Genomic DNA, 19,743 nt, shown 5'->3' with positions numbered 1-19,743 from the left:
GTCGGGCTCATATTTCCCTGCCGATGCGCTCTTCGCCTTGATTGAAGTCAAAGCCGCGTCGGAGCAGCAACAGGGCCATTGTCAACGAATAGTGGACGGTCAATCGCCAGATGGCGATCTTTGCTGAACGACAAAACCCGCCCATATTCACCACAAATGAACGCCGCAAAGCGGCGTCGGCTGATGCAGACGCGCAAATCCGCGTCGTCAGCACGCCGGATTCAATATGGAGATTATGATGAGTGAAATCAAACAATTCGCCCTGACGCGGCCGGCTTATGTCGGTCAGGCTCATCTTGTCGTTCACGATCTGTCGCGCATTTCGGAATTCTACCAGAAAATCATCGGCCTGTCCGTCATCGAAAAAAGCCCGAGCGGCGAGGTTCTTGGTGTCAACGGCCAGCCGCTGCTGACACTTTCCACCTCCAGCACGGTTGAACGCGCGCCGCGCAATGCCGCAGGCCTGTTCCACACCGCCTTCCTGATGCCACGCCGCGAGGATCTGGCCCATTGGCTGGCCCATGCCGCGCACAACAATATCCAGCTTCAGGGCGCATCCGACCATCTGGTGAGTGAAGCGATCTATCTGGCCGACCCCGAAGGCAACGGCATCGAGGTCTATCGCGACCGGTCGCCGTCGGAATGGACCTACCAGCAGGACGGCACGGTGGAGATGGCCACGCTCCGCCTCGACCTACAGGCGCTGTATGACAGTGCGCCGAAAACGGCGTTCGAGGGCGCCGCCGATGGAACGGCCATCGGCCACATGCATCTGCAGGTCGGCAATATTCCGCAGGCGGATGAGTTTTATCAGGATGTCCTAGGGTTGAAGATCATGGCGCGTTATCCGGGTGCCAGCTTCTTCGGCTCGGGCGCTTATCATCACCATGTGGCCGCCAATATCTGGAACAGCCGCGGCGCCACGGCCCGCAAGGACAACATGACGGGCCTTTCGGGCTACTCGCTGAAGTTCAACGACAGTGCGGCGCTCGATACTGCAATGGCCGCTCTCGACCGGCTGGAAATAGCTACGGAACGGCAGAGCGACGGTATTGTTCTCAAAGATCCGTGGGGCATAGGCCTGAAGCTTTCCGCGTAAAGACCACGGGGCGGCAGAAATTTTTGCCGCTCCGGAACCGCCTCATTTTTCGAACGTTTGATGTCTTATTGGGGGACAGTTCGATGAATGAGAATGCCAGGCCGGAAAAAACCGGCATATTGGGCAATATCGGGCGGCGCGCCTCAAACGCTCCGTCGACGAGGGCCGACCCTTTCGAGGGTCTGGCGTCCGGGTCGCACCGTGACGACGCGCGCAGCCAGCAACCGCTCGGCCGAGAAGCGCTCGATGTGGCCGTTGCATGGTCGGTTATCGGCATTTTTCTCGTCGTCATGATGGCGGTCATTCATGAATTGTCTCTGATCCTCATACCGGTGGTGCTGGCGATTGTCGTGGGCATGATCCTCGGCATCGCGGCGGAAAAGCTCAGTTCCTATGGCATTCCCGGTGCCGGTGTGGCGGTCATTCTCTCCGGACTTGTCGCGGCCGTCATGTTTTTCGTGATCAATTCGCTGATCGACCCTTTGTCGCAGCTCGCCTCCGAAGGACCAGCGCTGATCGAACGCAGTATGGACCGCTTCCTGCCCTATCTTCAAAGCATCCGATGGCTGCACATTTCGGCAGCGACCTTCAGCATGGGGTCGATTTCAATGGAGTCGCTGATTTCGCGCAGCGGCGAGATCATTTCCCTCCTCGGTTCCAACGTCACCCCCGCCGTCGTTCAGGGCATGATCTTCCTCGCCGCGCTTTTGATGTTCCTCTACAGCCGCCTGCGGCTGCGCAAGGCGATCATCATGGCCTTTCCGGCCCGGCACCAGCGGCTGAGGGCCATTCGGATCATCGCTTCGGTGGAAGAAGTGCTCGGCACCTATTTTGCCACGGCAGCGCTGATCTATGCGGCGCTGGGCGTGACGATGGTGGCGATCGCCTATTTCGGCGGGCTGGCCATGCCGCTTCTGTGGGGGCTCTTCGCCTTCCTCTCCAGCTTCGTGCCGTTTCTCGGCATAACCGCCATGACGGTGTCGCTGGCGGTGGCAGGCATCATCACGCATGACAACATGGTGCTGGCATTACTGCCATCCGCGATCTTCTTCACCATTCACCTGTTGATGGAAAACCTGGCCTTTCCGGCAGTGGTGGGCCGCAATATGGAGATCAACCCCTTCCTCGTCTTCGTGATGATCATCTTCTGGACGTGGATGTGGGGTGCTGCGGGCGCCATGCTGGCACTGCCGCTGTCGCTGATCGCCATGACAGTAACGCGCGAGCTGTTTCCTTCACGCCGCATCGTTCCAAACCTGCCGGCCTGATGGCCGGTCAGGAGGCGAGAGGGATGCGGAGCTTATCGGCCATGCGCCGCTCGTGCTCGATCAACCATTTCTTCCGCCACAGACCACCGCCATACCCGGTCAGGCTGCCATCTGCGCCCAGCACCCGGTGGCAGGGAACGACGATGGCAATCTGGTTGGCGCCATTGGCGCGGGCGACGGCACGCACGGCGGATGGCCGTTGCATCGACGTCGCAAGCGAAGAATAGCTGACGATCTCTCCCGCCGGTATCTCCCGCAATGCGTGCCAGACATCGCGCTCGAAGGGTGTGCCGTATCCGGCAAGCCGGGTTTCGAAGTTAGCCGAGTGCCCGGCGAAATAGGCCGCGAGTTCTGCTGCGATCTGGCCGGTGACCGGCGTCCTGCCCAGCACCATATCCGCGCCGGTGCGGGCCTTCAGCCGCTTCAATTCGGCCGGAAGCGCTGGACGGTCGGCAAATTCTAGAAGATGCAGGGCGTGATCATCGGCAACCACCAGCATCGGACCGATCGGCGTGTCGATCCAGTCGCCCTTCAGGAACCCCTTGCCCTTCATGGCGGCGGGAGAGGTGCCGAAGAACTGGTTGATGGCCGAGCGGAAACCGCTGCCGGATTCATATCCGGCATCGATCTGCGCGCCGATCACGGCTTCTCCTGATGCAAGGCTTGTCGCCGCATCTCCCAGCCGCCGCAACCTTGCGATTTCCAGAAAACTCATGCCGAAACGGCGTTTGAAGGTGCGGCGCACGGTGGAAGGGTCATGGCCAATCGCCACCACATCCTCCTCACGCCAGCGCCGCGCCGGTTCGCTTTCCAGCGCCGTCAGAAGGGTGGTGACGGTCTCATCCGCCGTGCCATAGGAAAGCATCGGCTTGCAGCGCTTGCAGGGGCGGAAGCCAGCTTCCAGACATTCGGCGATGGTTTCGCGAAACCGGCAGTTTTCGATCTTCGGCTTTCGCGCCGTACAGGTAAAGCGACAGAAAATCTTCGTCGAGGTCACGCACACATAGGCCACGCCCTCATAGGCGGGGTCCTTGTTCACAAGGGCAGAATATAGGGTTTCGGTGTCGGGGCGTTTGAACAGCATGGGAGGATGCTAGCGCAAATTTGCGCGGTATGCCGCCGAAAAACGGGCGTGGATGTGGGATGCTCATTTCCCTCGTTCCCGTGCTTGTTACAGGAATGAGGAGAGAGCCGCCGCGCTCAATTACCCGGCGGCGTAAACGACGGGTCGTCCAGCCTTGTGAACACAACGCCGCGCGCCTTCAGCGCCAGAAGGCCCCTCACCACGCCCTCACCCGCTTCGTGGGTAGGCTGGTTGATGTGGGAGATGATGACGTCGCCGTCCTTGGCCGAAGCGATGTGCTTTGCCGTGGCGGCCGCGCCCAGAAGCGAGCCGCCATCGCCATTGACGGAATAACCCGCCACCCGCATGCCGAGCCTGTTGATGGTGGCCATGGACGAGGCGGTATATTTCGCCGTCGCACCGCGAAACCATTGCGGTTGAAAACCGGTCATGGCGACAATTGCCTGCCTGCCGCCCTCGACCTCCTGCTCGACTGCCGCTTCCGAACCGGCAGCGGCAATGCCGTAGATGGCAACGGGCTTGTCCACCGCTGGCACATGGTTTTCGCCGTGGTTTTCAATCTCGAACAAATCCGGATGCGCCATCATTACGGCAAGCGCTTCGCTATTGTGCTTCAGCCAGCGGGCAGTGACGAAGATCGTCGCCGGTATCTTTTCCTGCACCAGCGTATCGAGAATGCGATGGTCGGTCTTGCCCATGCAGGCGTCCAGAGTCATCGCCACCCGCACCCTGCCGTCATGCCTCGGCGTCATTTTCAGCGTCGGCTCGACGAGACCCGTCCCCGCGAAGGCGGCAGTGGAGAGCGACAGGAAGAGAGCGGCAAAGGGCAGGCTACGCAGCATTTTTCAGTTTCCGAAGGGTAAGATGTGGCAATCCGCCTGCAAAACGCCCGAATTATGGCGCGGCTTCCAGCGTTGACAGAGCGTTCAGCACCTCTTCCACCCGCTGGCGCTCTGCGCTGGTCAGCGACAGGATTGGCCGGGGCGGCTCACATGCCGTTACCGACAAAGCATTGGCGGCGGCGTAGATCACGCGGATACTGCCGAATTCCTTGAAGAGCGCCCAGAGCGGCTGGAAGGCCAGATCGAGCCTGCGCGTCTCCTCCGCATCCCCGGCCTGAGCGGCGCGCATCAACCGCAATGCCGGAACCGGCAGCAGGCCCGCAACGACGCTGTACCAGGCATCGCCACCGGCAAGCGTTGCTTCCGCACATCCCCAGTCGCCGCTGTAACCGATGGCGAAATCATCCGTCAGTTTCGGCCGCAGCCGCGCAAGCTCTCCCGCATAATCGAAATCGGCCGGCAGCGGCATCTTTATGGCGCGGATATTCGGGATATAGGCGAGCCTGACCAGAAGCTCATCGCTGAAGGAGAATCGCGTCGTCGTCGGGTTGTTGTAGATGGCGAGCGGCAAATCGGTTGCGCCGGCGACGGCGGCGAAATGGTGATAGGCCTCTTCCTGAGTCAGCGGCGTATAGGAAACGGGTGCCAGAAGCAGCGCATCGGCACCGGCAGCTTCGGCATCCTTCGCCAGCGCCACGGCCTCATCGGTACGCAACGCGCCGACGCCTGCCATCAGCGTGCGCCTGCCCTTGAGGACGGCATGGGCTGCCTCGACCGCGCGCCGCCTCTCGGCACGCGACAGATACATATAGGTTCCGGTGCTGCCGAGAATACCGATGGAATCGACCTCCGCCGCATCCAGCCGCTCGACGAGGGCGGAAAAGGCTTGGCTATCCACCTGCCCGGCCTCGTCAGCGGGCGTGATCGGAAAAGCCGAAAGTCCCTTGAATTGCTTCGCCATGTTCTCGCCCCTCAATTCGATCGAAGGACAGCGTTACAGACCCATTGGCAGGGCGGCAAGAAAAGCGGGGTTTAAACCGGCGACCGCGGACGAAGAATTCTCCGATCAGTCATAAAGATACAACTTCTTCCACTGCTCTTCGGGAATCTTGTCGCCGACACGGTAATCGAAGGACTGGATGGAGAGGCTGTCGCTTTTCAGCTGGCACTTGTATTTGAGCTTGTACCATTCACCGGCGCTTCTGAAGACTGCACCCGACGCCTTGATTGAATTCTTGCCAACCTCGGGATCACCGAAGGTATAGGCAATGACCTTATCCGGCTTCATGCCCTTCTGCTCGGTCGCGATCCGCTCCATCGCCTCTATGTCGCAACGCTGCTCCAGACGCTCCTCGGGGGCGAGCACGTTCAGCTGCCGCATGACGTTGGCGTCTATTGCAAAAGCGGGTGTAGATGCCTGCAAGGCAAGGAAAAACGCAGAAAGAGCAGCGGGAAGAAACTTTCGCATGGGATCCTGTCAGTTTTCGTTTGTTCTTATTGATGCACGGCAGGCCGGTGGCAGGCGCGTATCATCGCTGATTTGCCGGATATTGCCAAAATGTGATCGAAAACTGACGAAATTGTGCCCGAACGCCATCAAGCCTGTGGAGATTTGAAACTTGATCGGCTGGGAGAAGAATATATCGGTTGGGATTCTTTTGAAGTGACCGTCCTAAAAATCTTGCCATCCCCCAAAATTTAAAGAATAACTTGAGAAAAAAATTGATTTTTCGAATAACTAAATTCCTATATTAATTTAAATTTCGGTAAATTATGAAAAATACAATTATTAATTTCACGATTATTGCCGCTTTGCTTTCCGGCTGTACCCAGACAGATAAAGAGAACGCTAAATCTCGGCTTTTAAGGACCGTTGCCAACGTCACTCTCGGTGCAGACCTCGCCACGCAGGTGTCGGCGGCAGATACTGAATACAAAGCACTTAATCTCAACAAGGCCTATATAAAGGCGATCGCGACAAGCTACCCCATTTCTCATCGACCGGCCGACAAGACATTCGGAAAACTGGGCGATTATGTTGTGGAGTTGAAGAACATTGAGCAAAATCCAGATATTGGCGACATAAATCAGGTTGGACTGACCAAGCAAGTCAATATGTACCTCAATGCCAAGCGGCTTTGCCCGGATCTACACGTTTTTGTAAAGCTATTTGATGACCCTGTTCCGCTCTACGATCCTGTAACAAAGCGGGCCGGTATATTGATAAAATGCGTGCCTTCCGGGCCGGCCAAGCCGGAGCATTGGCTAATGCGCATCGAGGTTCGAAGTTCGGAATATGGACCCAGGGTGGGTATTGGTTACATTGCGAGAGGGAAAGACTAACACGGCCATTCGTGATGAGCAGAACCCGAGACACCACAAGTACCAATCTGAGGTGAGGCGGGGCGCAAAAAAATGTTAGGGTCGTCGCCGACGAATCTTTCCTAGCGCCGTTCATCATACGAAAGCGAGTTTCCCTTGCCGATTTTCAAGAACCTGCCCGCCGCCCCGACCGCCGAAAAACGGCCCGTCCAGGATACGCATCACGGCATCACCCGCACCGATGACTACGCATGGTTCCGGGCCGATAACTGGCAGGCCATGTTCAAGGACCCTACCCTGCTCGACCCAGCCATCCGCGCCCATCTGGAGGCCGAGAACGCCTATATGGAAGCCGCAATGGGCGACACCAAGGCGCTTCAGGAAAAGCTGTTCGAGGAGATGAAAGGCCGTATCAAGCAGGACGATTCCTCTGTTCCGGTCAATGATGGGCCCTATGCCTATGGCACGCTGTTCGTGACCGGCGGCGAGCAGCCGCATTATTTCCGCACCCCGCGTGATGGCGGCGAAAAGCACGTGCTGCTTGATGGCGACAGGGAAGCTGAAGGCAAGGATTATTTCCGTCTTGCCGGCCTCGACCAGTCTTCCGATCACAGTCACGGCATCTGGGGTTATGACGACAAGGGTTCGGAATATTTCACGCTGCGCATCCGTAATCTCGAAACCGGTGAAGACCTTGCCGATGTCGTGGAAAATACCGGCGGCGGCGGGGCATGGGCGCCTGACGGCAAGAGCTTCTTCTATACGCTACAGGACGAAAACCACCGCCCCTCGAAGGTCTTCCACCACATCATCGGCGAGCCGCAGTCGGCCGACCGGCTGGTCTATGAGGAAAAGGACCCCGGCTTCTTCATGGGCGTTGGCGCGTCCGTGCTCGACGACTTCATCTTCATCGACATTCACGACCATGAGACCAGCGAGTACCGCATTCTTTCTACCAAGGACCTGATGGCCGAGCCTGTCGTGGTTGCGAAGCGCGAGGAAGGTATCGAATATTCGATGTGCGAAGGCGGCGATGTCTTCTACATCCTCACCAATGACGGCGATGCCAAGGATTTCCGCATCATGGAAGCGCCGGTTACCGCGCCGGGCAAGGAAAACTGGAAGGAGGTCGTGCCGCATGAGCCGGGTCGCCTCATTCTCTCCGTCGATGCCTATGCCCGCCATCTGATCTGGCTGGAGCGCCGCGACGGCCTGCCGCGCATCGTTATCCGCGATCGCCGCACGGGCGAGGAACATTCCATCGCCTTTGCCGAGGAAGCCTATTCGCTTGGCCTGCATGGCGCTGCAGAATACGACACCGATGTCATCCGCTTCTCCTACTCCTCGATGACGACGCCGAGCCAGTTGTTCGACTACAATATGGTGACGCGCGACCGCACGCTGCTGAAAACGCAGGAAGTGCCTTCCGGCCATAATCCCGACGACTACATTACCCGCCGCATCATGGCGCCTGCCCATGACGGCGAGTTGGTGCCGGTCTCGCTGCTTTACCGCAAGGATGTAGCGCTCGACGGTTCGGCCCCCTGCCTGCTTTATGGCTACGGCGCCTATGGCATCACCATTCCCGCTTCCTTCTCCACCACAACGCTGTCTTTGGCAGACCGTGGCTTCATCTATGCCATCGCCCACATTCGCGGCGGCAAGGACAAGGGTTTCGAGTGGTATGAAACCGGCAAGATGAAAGACAAAGAGAACACGTTTAAGGATTTCATCGCGGCTGCCGATCATCTGGTCAAGGAAGGCTTTACCTCCTACGATCGCATCATCGCGGAAGGCGGTTCGGCAGGGGGAATGCTGATGGGCGCCGTCGCCAACATGGCCCCGGAAAAATTTGCCGGCATCATCGCTGCGGTTCCCTTCGTGGACGTGCTGACGACCATGCTTGATGACACGCTGCCGCTAACCCCGCCGGAATGGCCGGAATGGGGCAATCCGCTGGAATCGGAAGAGGAATATCAGTGGATCGCCGCCTACAGCCCCTATGACAATGTCGGGGAAAAGCCCTATCCGCCGCTGCTTGCGCTTTCCGGCCTCACCGACCCGCGCGTGACCTATTGGGAACCGACCAAATGGGTGGCGAAACTGCGCGAAAAGACGACGGGGGAAGCCCCGATCCTGCTCAAGACCAACATGGCGGCTGGCCATGGAGGCAAGTCGGGCCGTTTCCAGCGGCTGGAAGAAATTGCCTTCGAATATGCCTTCGCACTGAAGGTCGCGGGCAAGGACACCGTTTGACACGCTGAATGCAGAAACGGGCGGCGATCCAATCGTCGCCCGATCTTATTTTGGACGAAAATACCTGCAAAAATCTCGTTATTGAATATTTTTTCCACAAATTATCATACGCATCTTTTATTTAAATAACATCTTTATMGACATTGAATTTTTATTTCCGGTTGCTGCAACTCATAATATATCTTCCGCAAACGCAAATAATTCCCATGTATTACGCCACCGGAAAAAATGTTCCGGAAATCGAACGCATGGCTGCGTTGCGCCATTTCGCATTGCAATATCACTTTTCGGCCGTATTATCCGGGCCGTTGACATATTCATGCGCCTTTTCGCCGCCTTTCTCGCGGCAACCCTGCAGCACGTCTTGCGGATAATCTTATCGCCGGATTTTTTCGGCTTTTTCATGCGCCATGTCAGTTCGCCCTTGGCAATCCGGGCTTTGCAGTGCTCCCGCTTTGCCAATTGAAAACACTGCATCAGACTTGGAGGTCTCCCATGAAGAAACTCCTGGCCTCGACCATTCTCGTAACGGGCTTTACCATCGCTGCCGGTGCAGCAAATTCCGCCAACGCCGCAGAAACATGCGGCAGCGTCACCATCGCCGAAATGAACTGGGCATCCGCCGGTGTTGCGGCTTACGTCGACAAGTTCATCATGGAAAACGGCTATGATTGCACGGTCAACGTCATCAGCGGCGACACCACTCCCACATTCACCTCCATGAATGAAAAGGGCCAGCCGGATATGGCGCCCGAAATGTGGGTGAATACCCTTGGCGCCCCCTATGAGGACGCCGTCAAGAAGGGCAACCTGATCCAGGAAAGCAAAATCCTGAGTGAAGGTGGCGTTGAAGGCTGGTGGATTCCCAAATATCTCGCCGACGAACACCCCGATATCAAGACAGTTGAAGACGCACTCAAGCATCCCGAGCTTTTCCCGGCGCCGGAAGACGCCAGCAAGGGTGCCGTGTTTGGCTGCCCGCCGGGCTGGGGCTGCCAGCCAACGACCGCCAACCTGTTCAAGGCACGCAAGGCCGACGAGAAGGGCTTCGCCCTGATCGATACCGGCTCCGCCGCGGGCCTCGATGGCTCGATCTCCAATGCCTATGAGAAAAAGCAGGGCTGGCTCGGCTATTACTGGTCCCCGACGGCCATTCTTGGCAAGTACGACATGGTGAAACTGGACGATGGCGTGGCACTCGACCGCGAGGCCTACGACAATTGCATCGCCAAGCCTGATTGCGCCGATCCCAAGCCAAACGCCTATCCGGTGGCAGAGGTATTCACTGTTGTCACCAAGGACTTCGCCGAGAAGGCCGGCCCTTCCATCGACTATATCCGCAAGCGGCAGTGGGACAACGAGACCGTCGCCAAGGTTCTGGCCTGGATGGATGAAAACCAGGGCACCAACGAAGACGGCGCGGAATATTTCCTCGAGAACAACGAGGATATCTGGACGAAGTGGGTTTCGCCCGAGGTGGCGGAGAAGATCAAGGCTTCGATGTAACGCATCCGCAGGAGGGAAAAGCTTGGGTTTGTATCCGTAGCTTACCCCCCCTCTGCCCTGCCGGGCATCTCCCCCTCAAGGGGGGAGATCGACCTGCGGCAAGGCCTCGCTCCACTCCAACCTAGCGGATGAAGCGATGTGGCGCGTCTTGCCGATCTCCCCCCTTGAGGGGGAGATGTCCGGCAGGACAGAGGGGGGTGCCCGCACGCTCCAGCGACTCCATTCTTCCTCCCATTCATCCAAACCAAAGGGAAAACAACAATAATGGCCCTCTGTAACTATCTGCCGGATATGCTGTGCAAGTTTCCGGCCATCGATAACGGCACGATGCGTGTGGCACGCAAGACCATCGATGACGGTTTTCGCGATATCGTGCGCAATTACGGCGATGCGATCGATGTGATCGTGCATCCGCTGCAGCTCTTTCTCAACTCCTCGGAGCGGCTGTTCATCCAGACCCCGTGGATCGTCACCATGCTGGTCATTCTGGCGATCGTGCATCTGGCCGGGCGCAGCTTCAAGATCACCGGTGGCACGGCCATCTCCCTGCTCATGATCGGCGCAGTCGGCCTCTGGCGCGACGCCATGACGACGCTTTCCATCGTCGCCATCGCCACGCTGATCGCCATCGTCATCGGCCTGCCGCTCGGCATTTTGATGGGACGCTCCGAACGGTTGCAGCGTATCATCAATCCCGTGCTCGACGTGATGCAGACCCTGCCAAGCTTCGTTTATCTCATCCCCGTGGTGGTGATTTTCGGCATCGGCAAGGTACCGGGCCTGATCGCAGTGGTGATCTACGCCATTCCGCCCGTCATCCGCCTGACCAGCCTCGGCATCCGCCTGGTAGACCGGGAAGTGCTGGAAGCCGCCGATGCCTTCGGCTCCTCCAACGGCCAGAAGCTGTTCAATGTGCAGCTGCCGCTGGCGTTGCCCACCATCATGACCGGCATCAACCAGACCATCATGATGGCGCTCGCCATGGTCGTCGTCGCCTCCATGGTCGGCGTCGGCGGTCTCGGCAAGAATGTGCTGCAGGCCATCAACAACCAGTTTTTCACGGTGGGCTTCCTGAACGGTTTCGCTCTGGTCGCCATCGCCATCATGTTCGACCGGGCAAGCCAGGCTTTCGGCAAGCGCCTGCAGAAATACCGCGAGGTCTCCCATGGCTAAAAGCATCGAAATCAGGAATCTTTACAAGATCTTCGGCAAGCATCCCGAGAAGTACCTCGAAGCGGTGCGATCAGGCATGGACAAGGTCGAGCTGAACGACAAACACAACCATGTGCTCGGTCTCAACAACATCAACATCACCATGCCGGGCGGCAAGATTACCGTGGTCATGGGGCTTTCCGGTTCCGGCAAGTCGACGCTGATCCGCCACATCAACCGGCTGATCGACCCGACCGCAGGTGAGGTTCTCTACGACGGCGAGGACATTTGCGGCATGAGCACTTCGGCGCTGCGGAAATTCCGCCGTCACAAAACGGCGATGGTGTTCCAGAAATTCGGCCTCCTGCCGCATCGTACCGTGCTGGAAAACAGCGTCTACGGCCTCGATATTCAGGGCATGCCACGCAAGGACAGCGAAGAGAAAGGCCGTTACTGGCTGGAGCGTGTCGGTCTTGCCGGCTATGAGGATTATTATCCGAACCAGCTTTCCGGCGGCATGCAGCAGCGTGTCGGCCTTGCCCGCGCGCTTGCCAACGATGCCGATATTCTCCTGATGGACGAGGCCTATTCGGCTCTCGATCCGCTGATCCGTGTCGATATGCAGACGATGCTGCTCGACCTTCAGCAGGAGCTGAAAAAGACTGTGGTGTTCATCACTCACGATCTGGATGAGGCTTTGCGGCTCGGCGACCACATTGCCATTCTGAAAGACGGCGAAGTGGTGCAGCAGGGCGACGGCCAGAGCATCATCCTTTCCCCTGCGGATGGTTACGTCACCGACTTCGTGCGCGACGTCAACCGCAGCCGCGTGCTTCAGGCGACCACCGTGATGGAACCGCTGACGGCGAAACCCGAGGGCATGTCGGTGCCGGAAAACGCGACACTGGAAACCATCGCCCGCGATATGTCGGAGGCGAACGAAACCAGCGCCCATGTGGTGGATGAAGACGGCAAGCCAGTCGGCGCCATCGGCCTCGACACGCTGGTGGCGGCGATGGTCACGCCGGCACCTCAGGAGACGGAGGCCGGGGTGGCAGTCGTGGAGGAAGCGGTAAAAATCCCGGAACCGGCGGCGCCTGTGGAAAAGGAAACCGCGTAATCCGGCACCAACAGGATTTGCCTTTCTTTCAGAGGATCGAAACAGCCCCAGCCCCGCTGCGCAAAAGACATCGTAGTTGCCTGGCCGCGTCCAAACTCTTTCGTCATACCGGCCTAGAGCTGGCATGACGGGAGTTGGGGTGTTTGGCGCCAGAGTTTGAGCGGCACAACAGGGTCGCCATGGCGAGCACGACGCGAAGTGTGGGCAAGGCCGGCAATGCCCGCCTTTCCATCCAACCATGCAAAAACGAAGCACCCCTTTGCCACGTGTCAAGCCGGGAACGACATTGCAATGCAGCAAGCGCAAGCTTCGGGCAAGCCGCCGCCGTTAACCATTTGTTAACTTTTGAACGCGGAATCACTGGCATGCAGATCGAAAGCAATATTGGCGGATACAATTATCAGGCTCGTGTCCGCGACATCGAAAAACCCGGCAGCGCGCAGAGCGCGCCCGAGGAACAGGCCGTTAAACGCGGCCCCGGCAACCCAACCGTTTCCAGCACCGTTCTTTCCCGTTCGCTGGCCAACGTGCTGTGGGCCGTCGGCAATGGCAGCGCGCCGGCCCACACGCAGGCTGCGACCTCCGCCGAGGACAAGGCAGAAGCGCAGGCCGAATGGGTGCGCAGCGCCTATTCCGAATACGAATAGTTGATTCCGATCAGGCCCTTGCCGGGCTGACCTCCACCGTTACATGTGAGAGTTCATGTATGGCTGCAAGCTTCTGCTTGTAGAAAGCCGGCGCCTTCGGCACCTGCGAGTGGATGGCGACAATGGCGGCGTGATGCCCCGGCCCCACCTGCCAGACGTGCAGGTCGGTGATGCGATCTTCTTCCGTTTCCACGCTTTCACGGATTTCCTGCGGCAAGTCCTCCGTCAGCGGAACCGCATCCACCAGCGTCGTTGCCGTGGAGCGAATGAGTCCCCATGACCAGCGGGCAATCACCACACCGCCGACAATACCCATCAACGGATCGAGGAAGGACCAGCCGTTCCACTTGCCGAGCAGCAGCGCGACAATGGCGAGAACGGAAGTCAGCGCATCGGCGAGTACATGCAGATAGGCTGCGCGCAGATTATTGTCCCTGCCGCCCTTCGCACCGTGCTCGCCGTGATGCGCGTGCGAGCCGTGATCGTGATGGGCGTGGCTGCCATGGCCGTGATGGGCATGCGAACCATGGCCATGGCCATGGCCGTGATCGTGGTCATCCTTCAACAGCACGGCGCTGACGAGATTGACGATAAGACCGATGACGGCGACGAGGATCGCCTGATTGAAGTCGATCTGAACAGGATTGAAAAGCCGCATCGCACTTTCGACGGCGATGAGCAGCGCCACAACCGCCAGCACGATGGCGCTGGCAAAACCGGCGAGATCACCGAACTTGCCGGTGCCGAAGGTGAAGCGCGGATTGCGCGCCTCACGCCGGGCATAGAGATAGGCCAGCGCCGAGATGAGCATTGCGCCCGCATGGGTGGACATGTGCCAGCCATCCGCCGTCAGCGCCATGGAACCGAACCAGTGGCCGGCGACGATCTCCGCCACCATCATGACTGTGGTCAGCGCAATCACCATCCACACGCGCTTTTCATTGCGCTCATGGTTCCGGCCTAGGAAAACATGGTCGTGGCCGGACGCTGCGGAAAATTCGGATGTCGTCGTCATGTCGCTAATCCTGTTCGATCCTGGAATATTCTGTTTCACGCATGTCTTTTCCCAAAGCCGCGGACACTTTTGGGAGAGAGGTTAGCGGATGTAGGTCTTCAGCACCTGGGCCAGCTCTTCCGCCGCGCGCGCCCGCTCGTCTTCATTTTCGGCGTGCACGACGTGCTCATGCAGATGTTCCTGCATCACCTCCCCCGTCAGGCCGGAAAGCGCACCGCGCACCGAGGCCAGCAATTGCAGCACCTCGCCGCAGGGCTTGGAATCGTCCAGGGCACGCTCCACCGCCTCCATCTGCCCCTTGAGGCGACGGATGCGAGCGAGAAGCTTCTCCTTGTTGCGGATCGTATGGGACATGAGTACCTCATATACTATAGGGGGGTATACTATATTGCGATGTTTTTTGGTTCAAGCCCTGCGCGACGCAATCTTCGCGAATGTTTCGACCCCTAAAAATACCCCATGAAACTTAGGGGACTCAGTCATGACGACTATCGCAGCAACAACCAGCAGCTATTACGCAACTCCAGTCCGGACCCTTGAGCCGACAAAGACCAGGGAAACAAATGCAACCACCGAGGCCCTGCTGGAACTGACACGGGCGGCACACCGCGCGATTTCCAGCGCCGAGAGCGTTGCCGTTTCCGCCGCACCTGCCGCCGCCAGCGTTTCCGCCGGCCTTGCCGCAGCACTTTGGAACCTGGACAGCGGCGCACAGGCCAGAACCGAACCGGCGGTAGATATCGCCGCATCAGCGCAGCCTGACGCCGCCTCCAGCATCGAGACAGAAGTTCTCAAAGCCCTGGCGCAGGCACTCGGCGTGGAGGCCGCCGCCTGACACCCATTGAACGGCAGGCTGAAAAGCTATATCTCTAGACACTAGAGCATCCGGTTCGTTCTTGTCCCGGCTGCTCTTGAGGATATGGAGAAGGCAATGCTGTCCATCGGTGAATTGTCCAAACGTACCGGCGTGAAGGTTCCGACGATCCGCTATTATGAGCAGATGGGCCTCATCCGCGAGGCAGATCGCTCGGAAGGCAACCAGCGCCGTTACGAAAAATCCGATCTCGAAAGGCTGGCTTTCATCCGCCATGCCCGCGATATCGGGCTCAATATCGACGCCATCAGAGAATTGATCGCGCTCAGCCAGCACCGGCAAATGCCGTGCGAGGGTGCGGACCGCATTGCCGCCGAACACCTCGCCCATGTGCGCGAAAAAATCACCAGCCTCAAAAAGCTCGAGCATGAGCTGGAACGTATCGTCTCCCATTGCCATGGTCATTCGATCGAGGATTGTTACGTCATCCGCGCACTTTCCGACCATGGCATGTGCGAAGGCGAGCATTGAGGCTGAAGAGCAGGCTTGACAGATTTCAGATTCGAGCGCATTGCATGGGACATGATCAACGAACGCGCACCCATCTCCTGCTCGTACTTTTGGGCCTACCTGTAAAGGGCGGCTCGACAGATCATTTTGTCAACAAGCCGCCGTCAGGCGGCTTTGTTGTTTTTCAAACGTCCTGACGGCACCGATAATACCGAAGGACCAGAAAAATGACCGAAGATAGTTCCCTTACACTGGAAAGACCGCCCGTCGTCATCATTCGTGGCGCACGCAAGACCGATTTGCCTGAGCTCAATGAGATGATCACCCTGCTTGCCAACTTTCATGGGGATGCGGCGGCGATTACGCCGGCGAAACTGGAACGCGACCTGTTCGGCCCGCTTCCCTGGGTGCATGGGCTGGTGGCGGAAGCCGACGGCGCATTGATCGGTTACGCCCTGATGCTGCCGCTCTACAGGGCGCAGGAAGGCCGCCGCGGGCTTGAGCTACACCATCTTTTCGTGCGTGACGGTCACCGCGGACATGGCACCGGCCAGCACCTGGTTTCCCGCGCCCGCGATATCGCCAAGCGCCTCGGTTGCGACTATCTTTCCGTCAGCGCCACGACCGGCAATGTCGCCGCGCATCGTTTCTACGAAAGCATGGATTTCGCGCCGCGCCCGGTCACCGGCATGCGCTACATGCAGTCTATCGCCTGATTGCAACCTTCGGAGACGGTCATGACACGGATTGCCATTGCGCTTGCGCAGGATTTTGCGGACTGGGAACCGGCGCTGCTTGCCGCCGCCGCGCGCGGCTATCTCGGCGTCGAGATCGTTTACGCAACCCCGGACGGCCGGCCCGTGGTTTCAATGGGCGGGCTCAACGTTACGCCCGACACATCCTATGATGCGCTTGATTCTGCTAACATCGATGCGCTCGTCATTCCCGGCGGCCTCAGCTGGGAAAAGGGAACGGCTGTCGATCTTGGCGGGCTGGTACAGCGGTTTCGCGAGAAGGGCCGGCTGGTTGCAGGCATCTGCGCGGCTGCCAGCGCGCTTGCAGGCACGGGCGCCCTTGATGACGTCGCCCATACCGGCAATTCGCTCGCCTCTCACAAGGCCTATCCGTCCTATCGCGGCGAAGCGCTCTATCGCGACCAGCCGAAGGCGGTCAGCGATGGCGGAATCGTAACCGCAGCCGGCAGTGCACCCGTCAGTTTCGCAGTGGAAATTCTGAAACACCTCGGCCTCTTTGGTCCGGAAGCCGAGGCGGAACTTGGAATTTTTGCGGCGGAGCACCGGTGAGGCTCACCTTGGTGTCGGGAGTTTTGCGGATCCTCCCACCTCATTCCTGTGCTTGTCACAGGAATGAGGTGGTGGGGAAGTTAAGCCGCGAGACCATCACAAATCACCCCCGATCAAGCACCCGGCAGACACGGGGCGCGACATCCCCGCCCTCGCCCGCAATCGCACGGCGGATATCGCGGCTGTTGAGATGCAGACTGCGACCGGCCGGCAAAGCCGAGCGTTTTATCTTGGCAAGGGCTGCGACCGTAAAGGCAGTCTCATTCTCATGAAAATAGGCGAGCGCCGCTTCCCGTTCCGGGCTGACGCCAAGGACTGTCTTGAAAGCAAGGCGATGCACGGCGCAGAAAGCGCCGTGACCGGGAACGGCAAAACGCAGCGCATCGAGTTCCTCACTCCATTCCGCTGCGCCCTGCATGGTTTCAAGCCTGCTGGAAGCGCTTCAGGAAAAACGCGCTCAATGTTCCGAGCAAGGCCCAGAAGACAAAGCTGGTCACGGTGGCGGCGACGATGAACTGTCGTTCCAGCGGCAGCGGTGCCAGCGCATGTTCACCTTCCGGCGGCAGGGGCGCGCCCACCACATGTGGAGCAACGATCAACTCCAGTGCGAGCACGATTGCCCAGGGTTCGCGCCGGAATGCGATCAGCGCAATGCCGCCTGCGGTCGCCGCAACCGTCGAAAGCCACCAGATTTGACGCGCCTCAAGCGCGGCCGCCGGGCTGCCCGGCAGTTCCGGCGGCAGGCCGATCATCGGCGCAAGCATGACGGCGGCAAAACCGGCCACACCCCACAAAAGGCCTTCGCGCCAGCCGGCATCGGTGCCGCGCAGCGAGATGAGGCCGGTCAGCACCAGCGCATAACCGATGGCGGTCAGCACGTTGGCGGCGACCGTATAGGCGGTGCGCTCGAAGCCGTCGGCCGGAGACCAGGCTTCCTCATTATGCTCGTGCGCGGGAACGGCAGCGCCGGTCGTGGCCGGAGCATCATGGCTGTGGGGCGCTTCGCCACCGGCATTTTCATAGGTTTCCGCCTTCAGGATCAGCGGCGTGGTGCCGAAAGCCTGCATGGCCGAAACGGCGAAGCCGCCAACGATGCCGACGAGGACGGCGGTAAAAACGATATTGCGAAAGAACGACATGCTTTTTCCCCTCAATGGCAAGGGAAAGCATTGGCATGACGCGTGTCATGCGCGGCGTTGTGAACGGCTTCCACATGCGAAAAGCCGACAAAACCGATGACGAACAGACCAAGCACGATCGCCGTCAGCGATTGCGCGAAGCTGCCCGTTTTTGCTGAAACGGCGGCATTTGCCGTATTCTGGTTGATGGACATGGTGACCCCTCTTACGGCGCGACCCCGCGCCTTTAGACGCGGCGAAACGGCAAACGCCGTGCAGCCGCATGCGATACACTTCACCACGGGGATACGAGACTGACACAGGGCGGCACGTTCAAGCACCACCACCCTGAAATTCCGCTCTTCCGGACACCCCGCCGGCATGGACATTTCCGTGATGGCAGGTCTCCTGGCTTACGGGTCAAAACCTGAAACACCTTCCCGGCATTGCCCTCGCCCATATCCGGCGAGATGCTTACCAGTGGCATTTCGTTTCAGGCTCTCCGCTCACAGTTGCGGGGGCAGCCACGAATGAGGATGTCTCCCTATCGTGTTCCCTTTTCACCTTCCGGAACGCCCGGAAGGAACCATCACAGGATCGTTATCCGATGGGTGTGGGTGGGAGTCAATGGCAGGCCGGCGTGAGAATTGCGCGCCGTGGCTGGATGCCGGATCAAGTCAGGCATGACGGCAAAGGGCTACCGTGCCGGGATGGCCTTCAGATAGGCGGCGATCGCATTGCGGTCATCAGCCGTCAGATGCGCCATATTCTGCTGCACCTTGACCATGGAGCCGCCGACGCTGTCGAATTCCGGGGTGAAGCCGGTTTCCAGATAGTTGGCAATATCGGCCGCCTCCCAGCTTCCGACGCTCTGCGAGCCGGGGGTGATATCGGGAATGCGGCCCTCGCCTTCGGGATTGGGACCACCGGCCAGCCATTTGCCATCGAGAAAACCGCCAAGCGCATTGCGCGGCGTGTGACATTCGCCGCAATGGCCCGGGCCTTCCACCAGATATTGGCCGCGCAGCAATTCGGCATTGGCATCGGCAAGCTCGACGCGGGGTGGCGCGGATGTATCGAAATAGAGGAATTTCCAGCCGCCCAATGCCATGCGCATGTTGAAGGGGAACGGCAGTTCATGATCCGGCGCGTCATTCTGGCTGGCGGGCAGAACCCGCAAATAACCGAAGAGGTCGTTGATGTCCTTTTGCGTCATGCGGGCATAGGAGGCGTAAGGGAAGGACGGGTACAGATGTTCGCCGTTCTTGCCGACGCCACGCGTCATCGCATCGCCGAATTCCGAAAGCGTCCAGCCGCCAATGCCATGCTGCGGATCGGAGGAAATATTGGGCACATGGAAGGTGCCGAAGGGGCTTTTCAACGCTTGCCCGCCCGAAAGCGTCAAAAGCGCATCGCCCTTGGCATCTGGTGCCGCATGGCAACTTGCGCAGCCGCCCGCCCAGAACAGCGTTTCGCCATTGGCAAGGTCCGGCTCGCCAAGGCTCACCCAGTGGCTGGGTGCCTGACGCACAGGCGCGGTGACCCAGGCGAAAATACCGAAACCGGCAATGGCCGCCACCGCGATCCCGCCCGCGAGCTTCGTCCAAATGGAGGCCATGACCCCTCTCCCCATTATCACCTGATGAGATCAGGCATCATTCCCGCTGAAAAAAACGCCGCCGGGAA

At 59.1% G+C, this 19,743-nt stretch carries 23 protein-coding genes and 1 riboswitch; of the genes, 12 read left to right on the top strand and 11 right to left on the bottom strand.

Translation table 11 applies throughout. The annotated features are described in order from the left end of the window. Nucleotides 1–7 precede the first annotated feature (7 nt). On the bottom strand, nucleotides 8–256 hold the full coding sequence (locus tag AC1DCP_RS03855) for a hypothetical protein (RefSeq protein WP_139104359.1): 249 nt from the start codon (nucleotides 254–256) through the stop codon (nucleotides 8–10). On the opposite strand from AC1DCP_RS03855, the gene AC1DCP_RS03850 reads away from it, so the two are divergent. Together AC1DCP_RS03850 and AC1DCP_RS03845 are read left to right on the top strand one after the other, a co-directional pair. Next, the gene (locus tag AC1DCP_RS03850; protein WP_112152821.1) at nucleotides 239–1,099 is read left to right on the top strand and encodes a VOC family protein; all 861 of its coding nucleotides are present in this window, start codon (nucleotides 239–241) and stop codon (nucleotides 1,097–1,099) included. The two genes, AC1DCP_RS03855 and AC1DCP_RS03850, sit on opposite strands and share 18 nt — an antisense overlap. A gap of 83 nt (nucleotides 1,100–1,182) precedes the next feature. Then, a complete protein-coding gene (locus tag AC1DCP_RS03845) occupies nucleotides 1,183–2,367 on the top strand; it encodes an AI-2E family transporter (protein WP_112152820.1) in 1,185 nt (394 codons plus the stop codon). Nucleotides 2,368–2,374: 7 nt separating this feature from the next. Here the strand turns inward: AC1DCP_RS03845 and AC1DCP_RS03840 are convergent, their stop codons facing one another. From AC1DCP_RS03840 to AC1DCP_RS03825, 4 genes are all read right to left on the bottom strand, one after another. Continuing rightward, a complete protein-coding gene (locus AC1DCP_RS03840) occupies nucleotides 2,375–3,451 on the bottom strand; it encodes a bifunctional transcriptional activator/DNA repair enzyme AdaA (protein ID WP_112152819.1) in 1,077 nt (358 codons plus the stop codon). 116 nt (nucleotides 3,452–3,567) lie between these two features. Beyond that, nucleotides 3,568–4,293 carry a polysaccharide deacetylase family protein gene (locus AC1DCP_RS03835; RefSeq protein ID WP_112152818.1) on the bottom strand — a complete coding sequence of 242 codons (726 nt, stop codon included), beginning with the start codon at nucleotides 4,291–4,293 and terminating at the stop codon, nucleotides 3,568–3,570. A 52-nt stretch (nucleotides 4,294–4,345) separates the two neighbouring features. Beyond that, nucleotides 4,346–5,254, bottom strand: coding sequence for a dihydrodipicolinate synthase family protein (locus tag AC1DCP_RS03830; protein ID WP_112152817.1), 909 nt, complete (start codon nucleotides 5,252–5,254; stop codon nucleotides 4,346–4,348). 105 nt (nucleotides 5,255–5,359) lie between these two features. Further along, nucleotides 5,360–5,761, bottom strand: coding sequence for a DUF930 domain-containing protein (locus AC1DCP_RS03825; RefSeq protein ID WP_003511997.1), 402 nt, complete (start codon nucleotides 5,759–5,761; stop codon nucleotides 5,360–5,362). Nucleotides 5,762–6,066: 305 nt separating this feature from the next. On the opposite strand from AC1DCP_RS03825, the gene AC1DCP_RS03820 reads away from it, so the two are divergent. The 6 genes from AC1DCP_RS03820 to AC1DCP_RS03795 all read left to right on the top strand — a co-directional run bounded on the left by AC1DCP_RS03820 (nucleotide 6,067) and on the right by AC1DCP_RS03795 (nucleotide 13,296). Further along, nucleotides 6,067–6,636 carry a hypothetical protein gene (locus AC1DCP_RS03820; RefSeq protein WP_139104358.1) on the top strand — a complete coding sequence of 190 codons (570 nt, stop codon included), beginning with the start codon at nucleotides 6,067–6,069 and terminating at the stop codon, nucleotides 6,634–6,636. Nucleotides 6,637–6,771: 135 nt separating this feature from the next. Beyond that, nucleotides 6,772–8,871 carry a S9 family peptidase gene (locus AC1DCP_RS03815; protein WP_112152816.1) on the top strand — a complete coding sequence of 700 codons (2,100 nt, stop codon included), beginning with the start codon at nucleotides 6,772–6,774 and terminating at the stop codon, nucleotides 8,869–8,871. A 495-nt stretch (nucleotides 8,872–9,366) separates the two neighbouring features. Continuing rightward, nucleotides 9,367–10,377: an ABC transporter substrate-binding protein gene (locus AC1DCP_RS03810; RefSeq protein ID WP_019564115.1), complete on the top strand. Its 1,011-nt coding sequence runs from the start codon at nucleotides 9,367–9,369 to the stop codon at nucleotides 10,375–10,377. 264 nt (nucleotides 10,378–10,641) lie between these two features. Beyond that, on the top strand, nucleotides 10,642–11,550 hold the full coding sequence (locus tag AC1DCP_RS03805; protein WP_003511991.1) for an ABC transporter permease: 909 nt from the start codon (nucleotides 10,642–10,644) through the stop codon (nucleotides 11,548–11,550). Further along, a complete protein-coding gene (locus AC1DCP_RS03800; RefSeq protein WP_065688107.1) occupies nucleotides 11,543–12,649 on the top strand; it encodes a quaternary amine ABC transporter ATP-binding protein in 1,107 nt (368 codons plus the stop codon). Before AC1DCP_RS03805 ends, AC1DCP_RS03800 begins: the two co-directional genes overlap by 8 nt. A 179-nt stretch (nucleotides 12,650–12,828) precedes the next feature. Further along, nucleotides 12,829–13,296: a hypothetical protein gene (locus AC1DCP_RS03795; RefSeq protein WP_236736228.1), complete on the top strand. Its 468-nt coding sequence runs from the start codon at nucleotides 12,829–12,831 to the stop codon at nucleotides 13,294–13,296. A 10-nt stretch (nucleotides 13,297–13,306) separates the two neighbouring features. Here AC1DCP_RS03795 and dmeF read toward each other — a convergent pair whose 3' ends face one another. Together dmeF and dmeR are read right to left on the bottom strand one after the other, a co-directional pair. Then, entirely contained in the window at nucleotides 13,307–14,311 is a 1,005-nt protein-coding gene (dmeF, locus tag AC1DCP_RS03790) for a CDF family Co(II)/Ni(II) efflux transporter DmeF (protein ID WP_065688106.1), read from the bottom strand. Between the two features lie 81 nt (nucleotides 14,312–14,392). Next, nucleotides 14,393–14,665, bottom strand: coding sequence for a Ni(II)/Co(II)-sensing transcriptional repressor DmeR (gene dmeR, locus AC1DCP_RS03785; protein WP_003494395.1), 273 nt, complete (start codon nucleotides 14,663–14,665; stop codon nucleotides 14,393–14,395). A 127-nt stretch (nucleotides 14,666–14,792) separates the two neighbouring features. On the opposite strand from dmeR, the gene AC1DCP_RS03780 reads away from it, so the two are divergent. The 4 genes from AC1DCP_RS03780 to AC1DCP_RS03765 all read left to right on the top strand — a co-directional run bounded on the left by AC1DCP_RS03780 (nucleotide 14,793) and on the right by AC1DCP_RS03765 (nucleotide 16,939). Beyond that, a complete protein-coding gene (locus AC1DCP_RS03780; protein ID WP_025592769.1) occupies nucleotides 14,793–15,146 on the top strand; it encodes a hypothetical protein in 354 nt (117 codons plus the stop codon). A 96-nt stretch (nucleotides 15,147–15,242) separates the two neighbouring features. Then, complete coding sequence (locus AC1DCP_RS03775) at nucleotides 15,243–15,656, top strand: MerR family transcriptional regulator (RefSeq protein ID WP_003511977.1); 414 nt, start codon at nucleotides 15,243–15,245, stop codon at nucleotides 15,654–15,656. A gap of 206 nt (nucleotides 15,657–15,862) precedes the next feature. Next, nucleotides 15,863–16,351 (top strand): GNAT family N-acetyltransferase, encoded by a 489-nt coding sequence (locus AC1DCP_RS03770; RefSeq protein WP_065661247.1) that lies wholly within the window; start codon nucleotides 15,863–15,865, stop codon nucleotides 16,349–16,351. A 21-nt stretch (nucleotides 16,352–16,372) separates the two neighbouring features. Next, complete coding sequence (locus AC1DCP_RS03765) at nucleotides 16,373–16,939, top strand: type 1 glutamine amidotransferase family protein (RefSeq protein WP_065688105.1); 567 nt, start codon at nucleotides 16,373–16,375, stop codon at nucleotides 16,937–16,939. A gap of 103 nt (nucleotides 16,940–17,042) precedes the next feature. Here the strand turns inward: AC1DCP_RS03765 and AC1DCP_RS03760 are convergent, their stop codons facing one another. From AC1DCP_RS03760 to AC1DCP_RS03745, 4 genes are all read right to left on the bottom strand, one after another. Next, nucleotides 17,043–17,357 carry a hypothetical protein gene (locus tag AC1DCP_RS03760; protein WP_065688104.1) on the bottom strand — a complete coding sequence of 105 codons (315 nt, stop codon included), beginning with the start codon at nucleotides 17,355–17,357 and terminating at the stop codon, nucleotides 17,043–17,045. 4 nt (nucleotides 17,358–17,361) lie between these two features. After that, the gene (locus AC1DCP_RS03755; protein WP_065688103.1) at nucleotides 17,362–18,078 is read right to left on the bottom strand and encodes a CbtA family protein; all 717 of its coding nucleotides are present in this window, start codon (nucleotides 18,076–18,078) and stop codon (nucleotides 17,362–17,364) included. Between the two features lie 11 nt (nucleotides 18,079–18,089). Next, nucleotides 18,090–18,272, bottom strand: a complete 183-nt coding sequence (locus AC1DCP_RS03750) for a CbtB domain-containing protein (protein ID WP_065688102.1) — start codon at nucleotides 18,270–18,272, stop codon at nucleotides 18,090–18,092. Between the two features lie 166 nt (nucleotides 18,273–18,438). Next, nucleotides 18,439–18,663, bottom strand: a riboswitch (cobalamin riboswitch). 91 nt (nucleotides 18,664–18,754) lie between these two features. Beyond that, nucleotides 18,755–19,675 carry a c-type cytochrome gene (locus AC1DCP_RS03745; protein ID WP_038490255.1) on the bottom strand — a complete coding sequence of 307 codons (921 nt, stop codon included), beginning with the start codon at nucleotides 19,673–19,675 and terminating at the stop codon, nucleotides 18,755–18,757. Between the last annotated feature and the right edge of the window lie 68 nt (nucleotides 19,676–19,743).

It is taken from the genome of Agrobacterium sp. 10T429, assembly GCF_056393925.1.
Note: the sequence above shows the minus strand (reverse complement) of the source record. Positions and strands in the feature narration are given on the sequence as shown.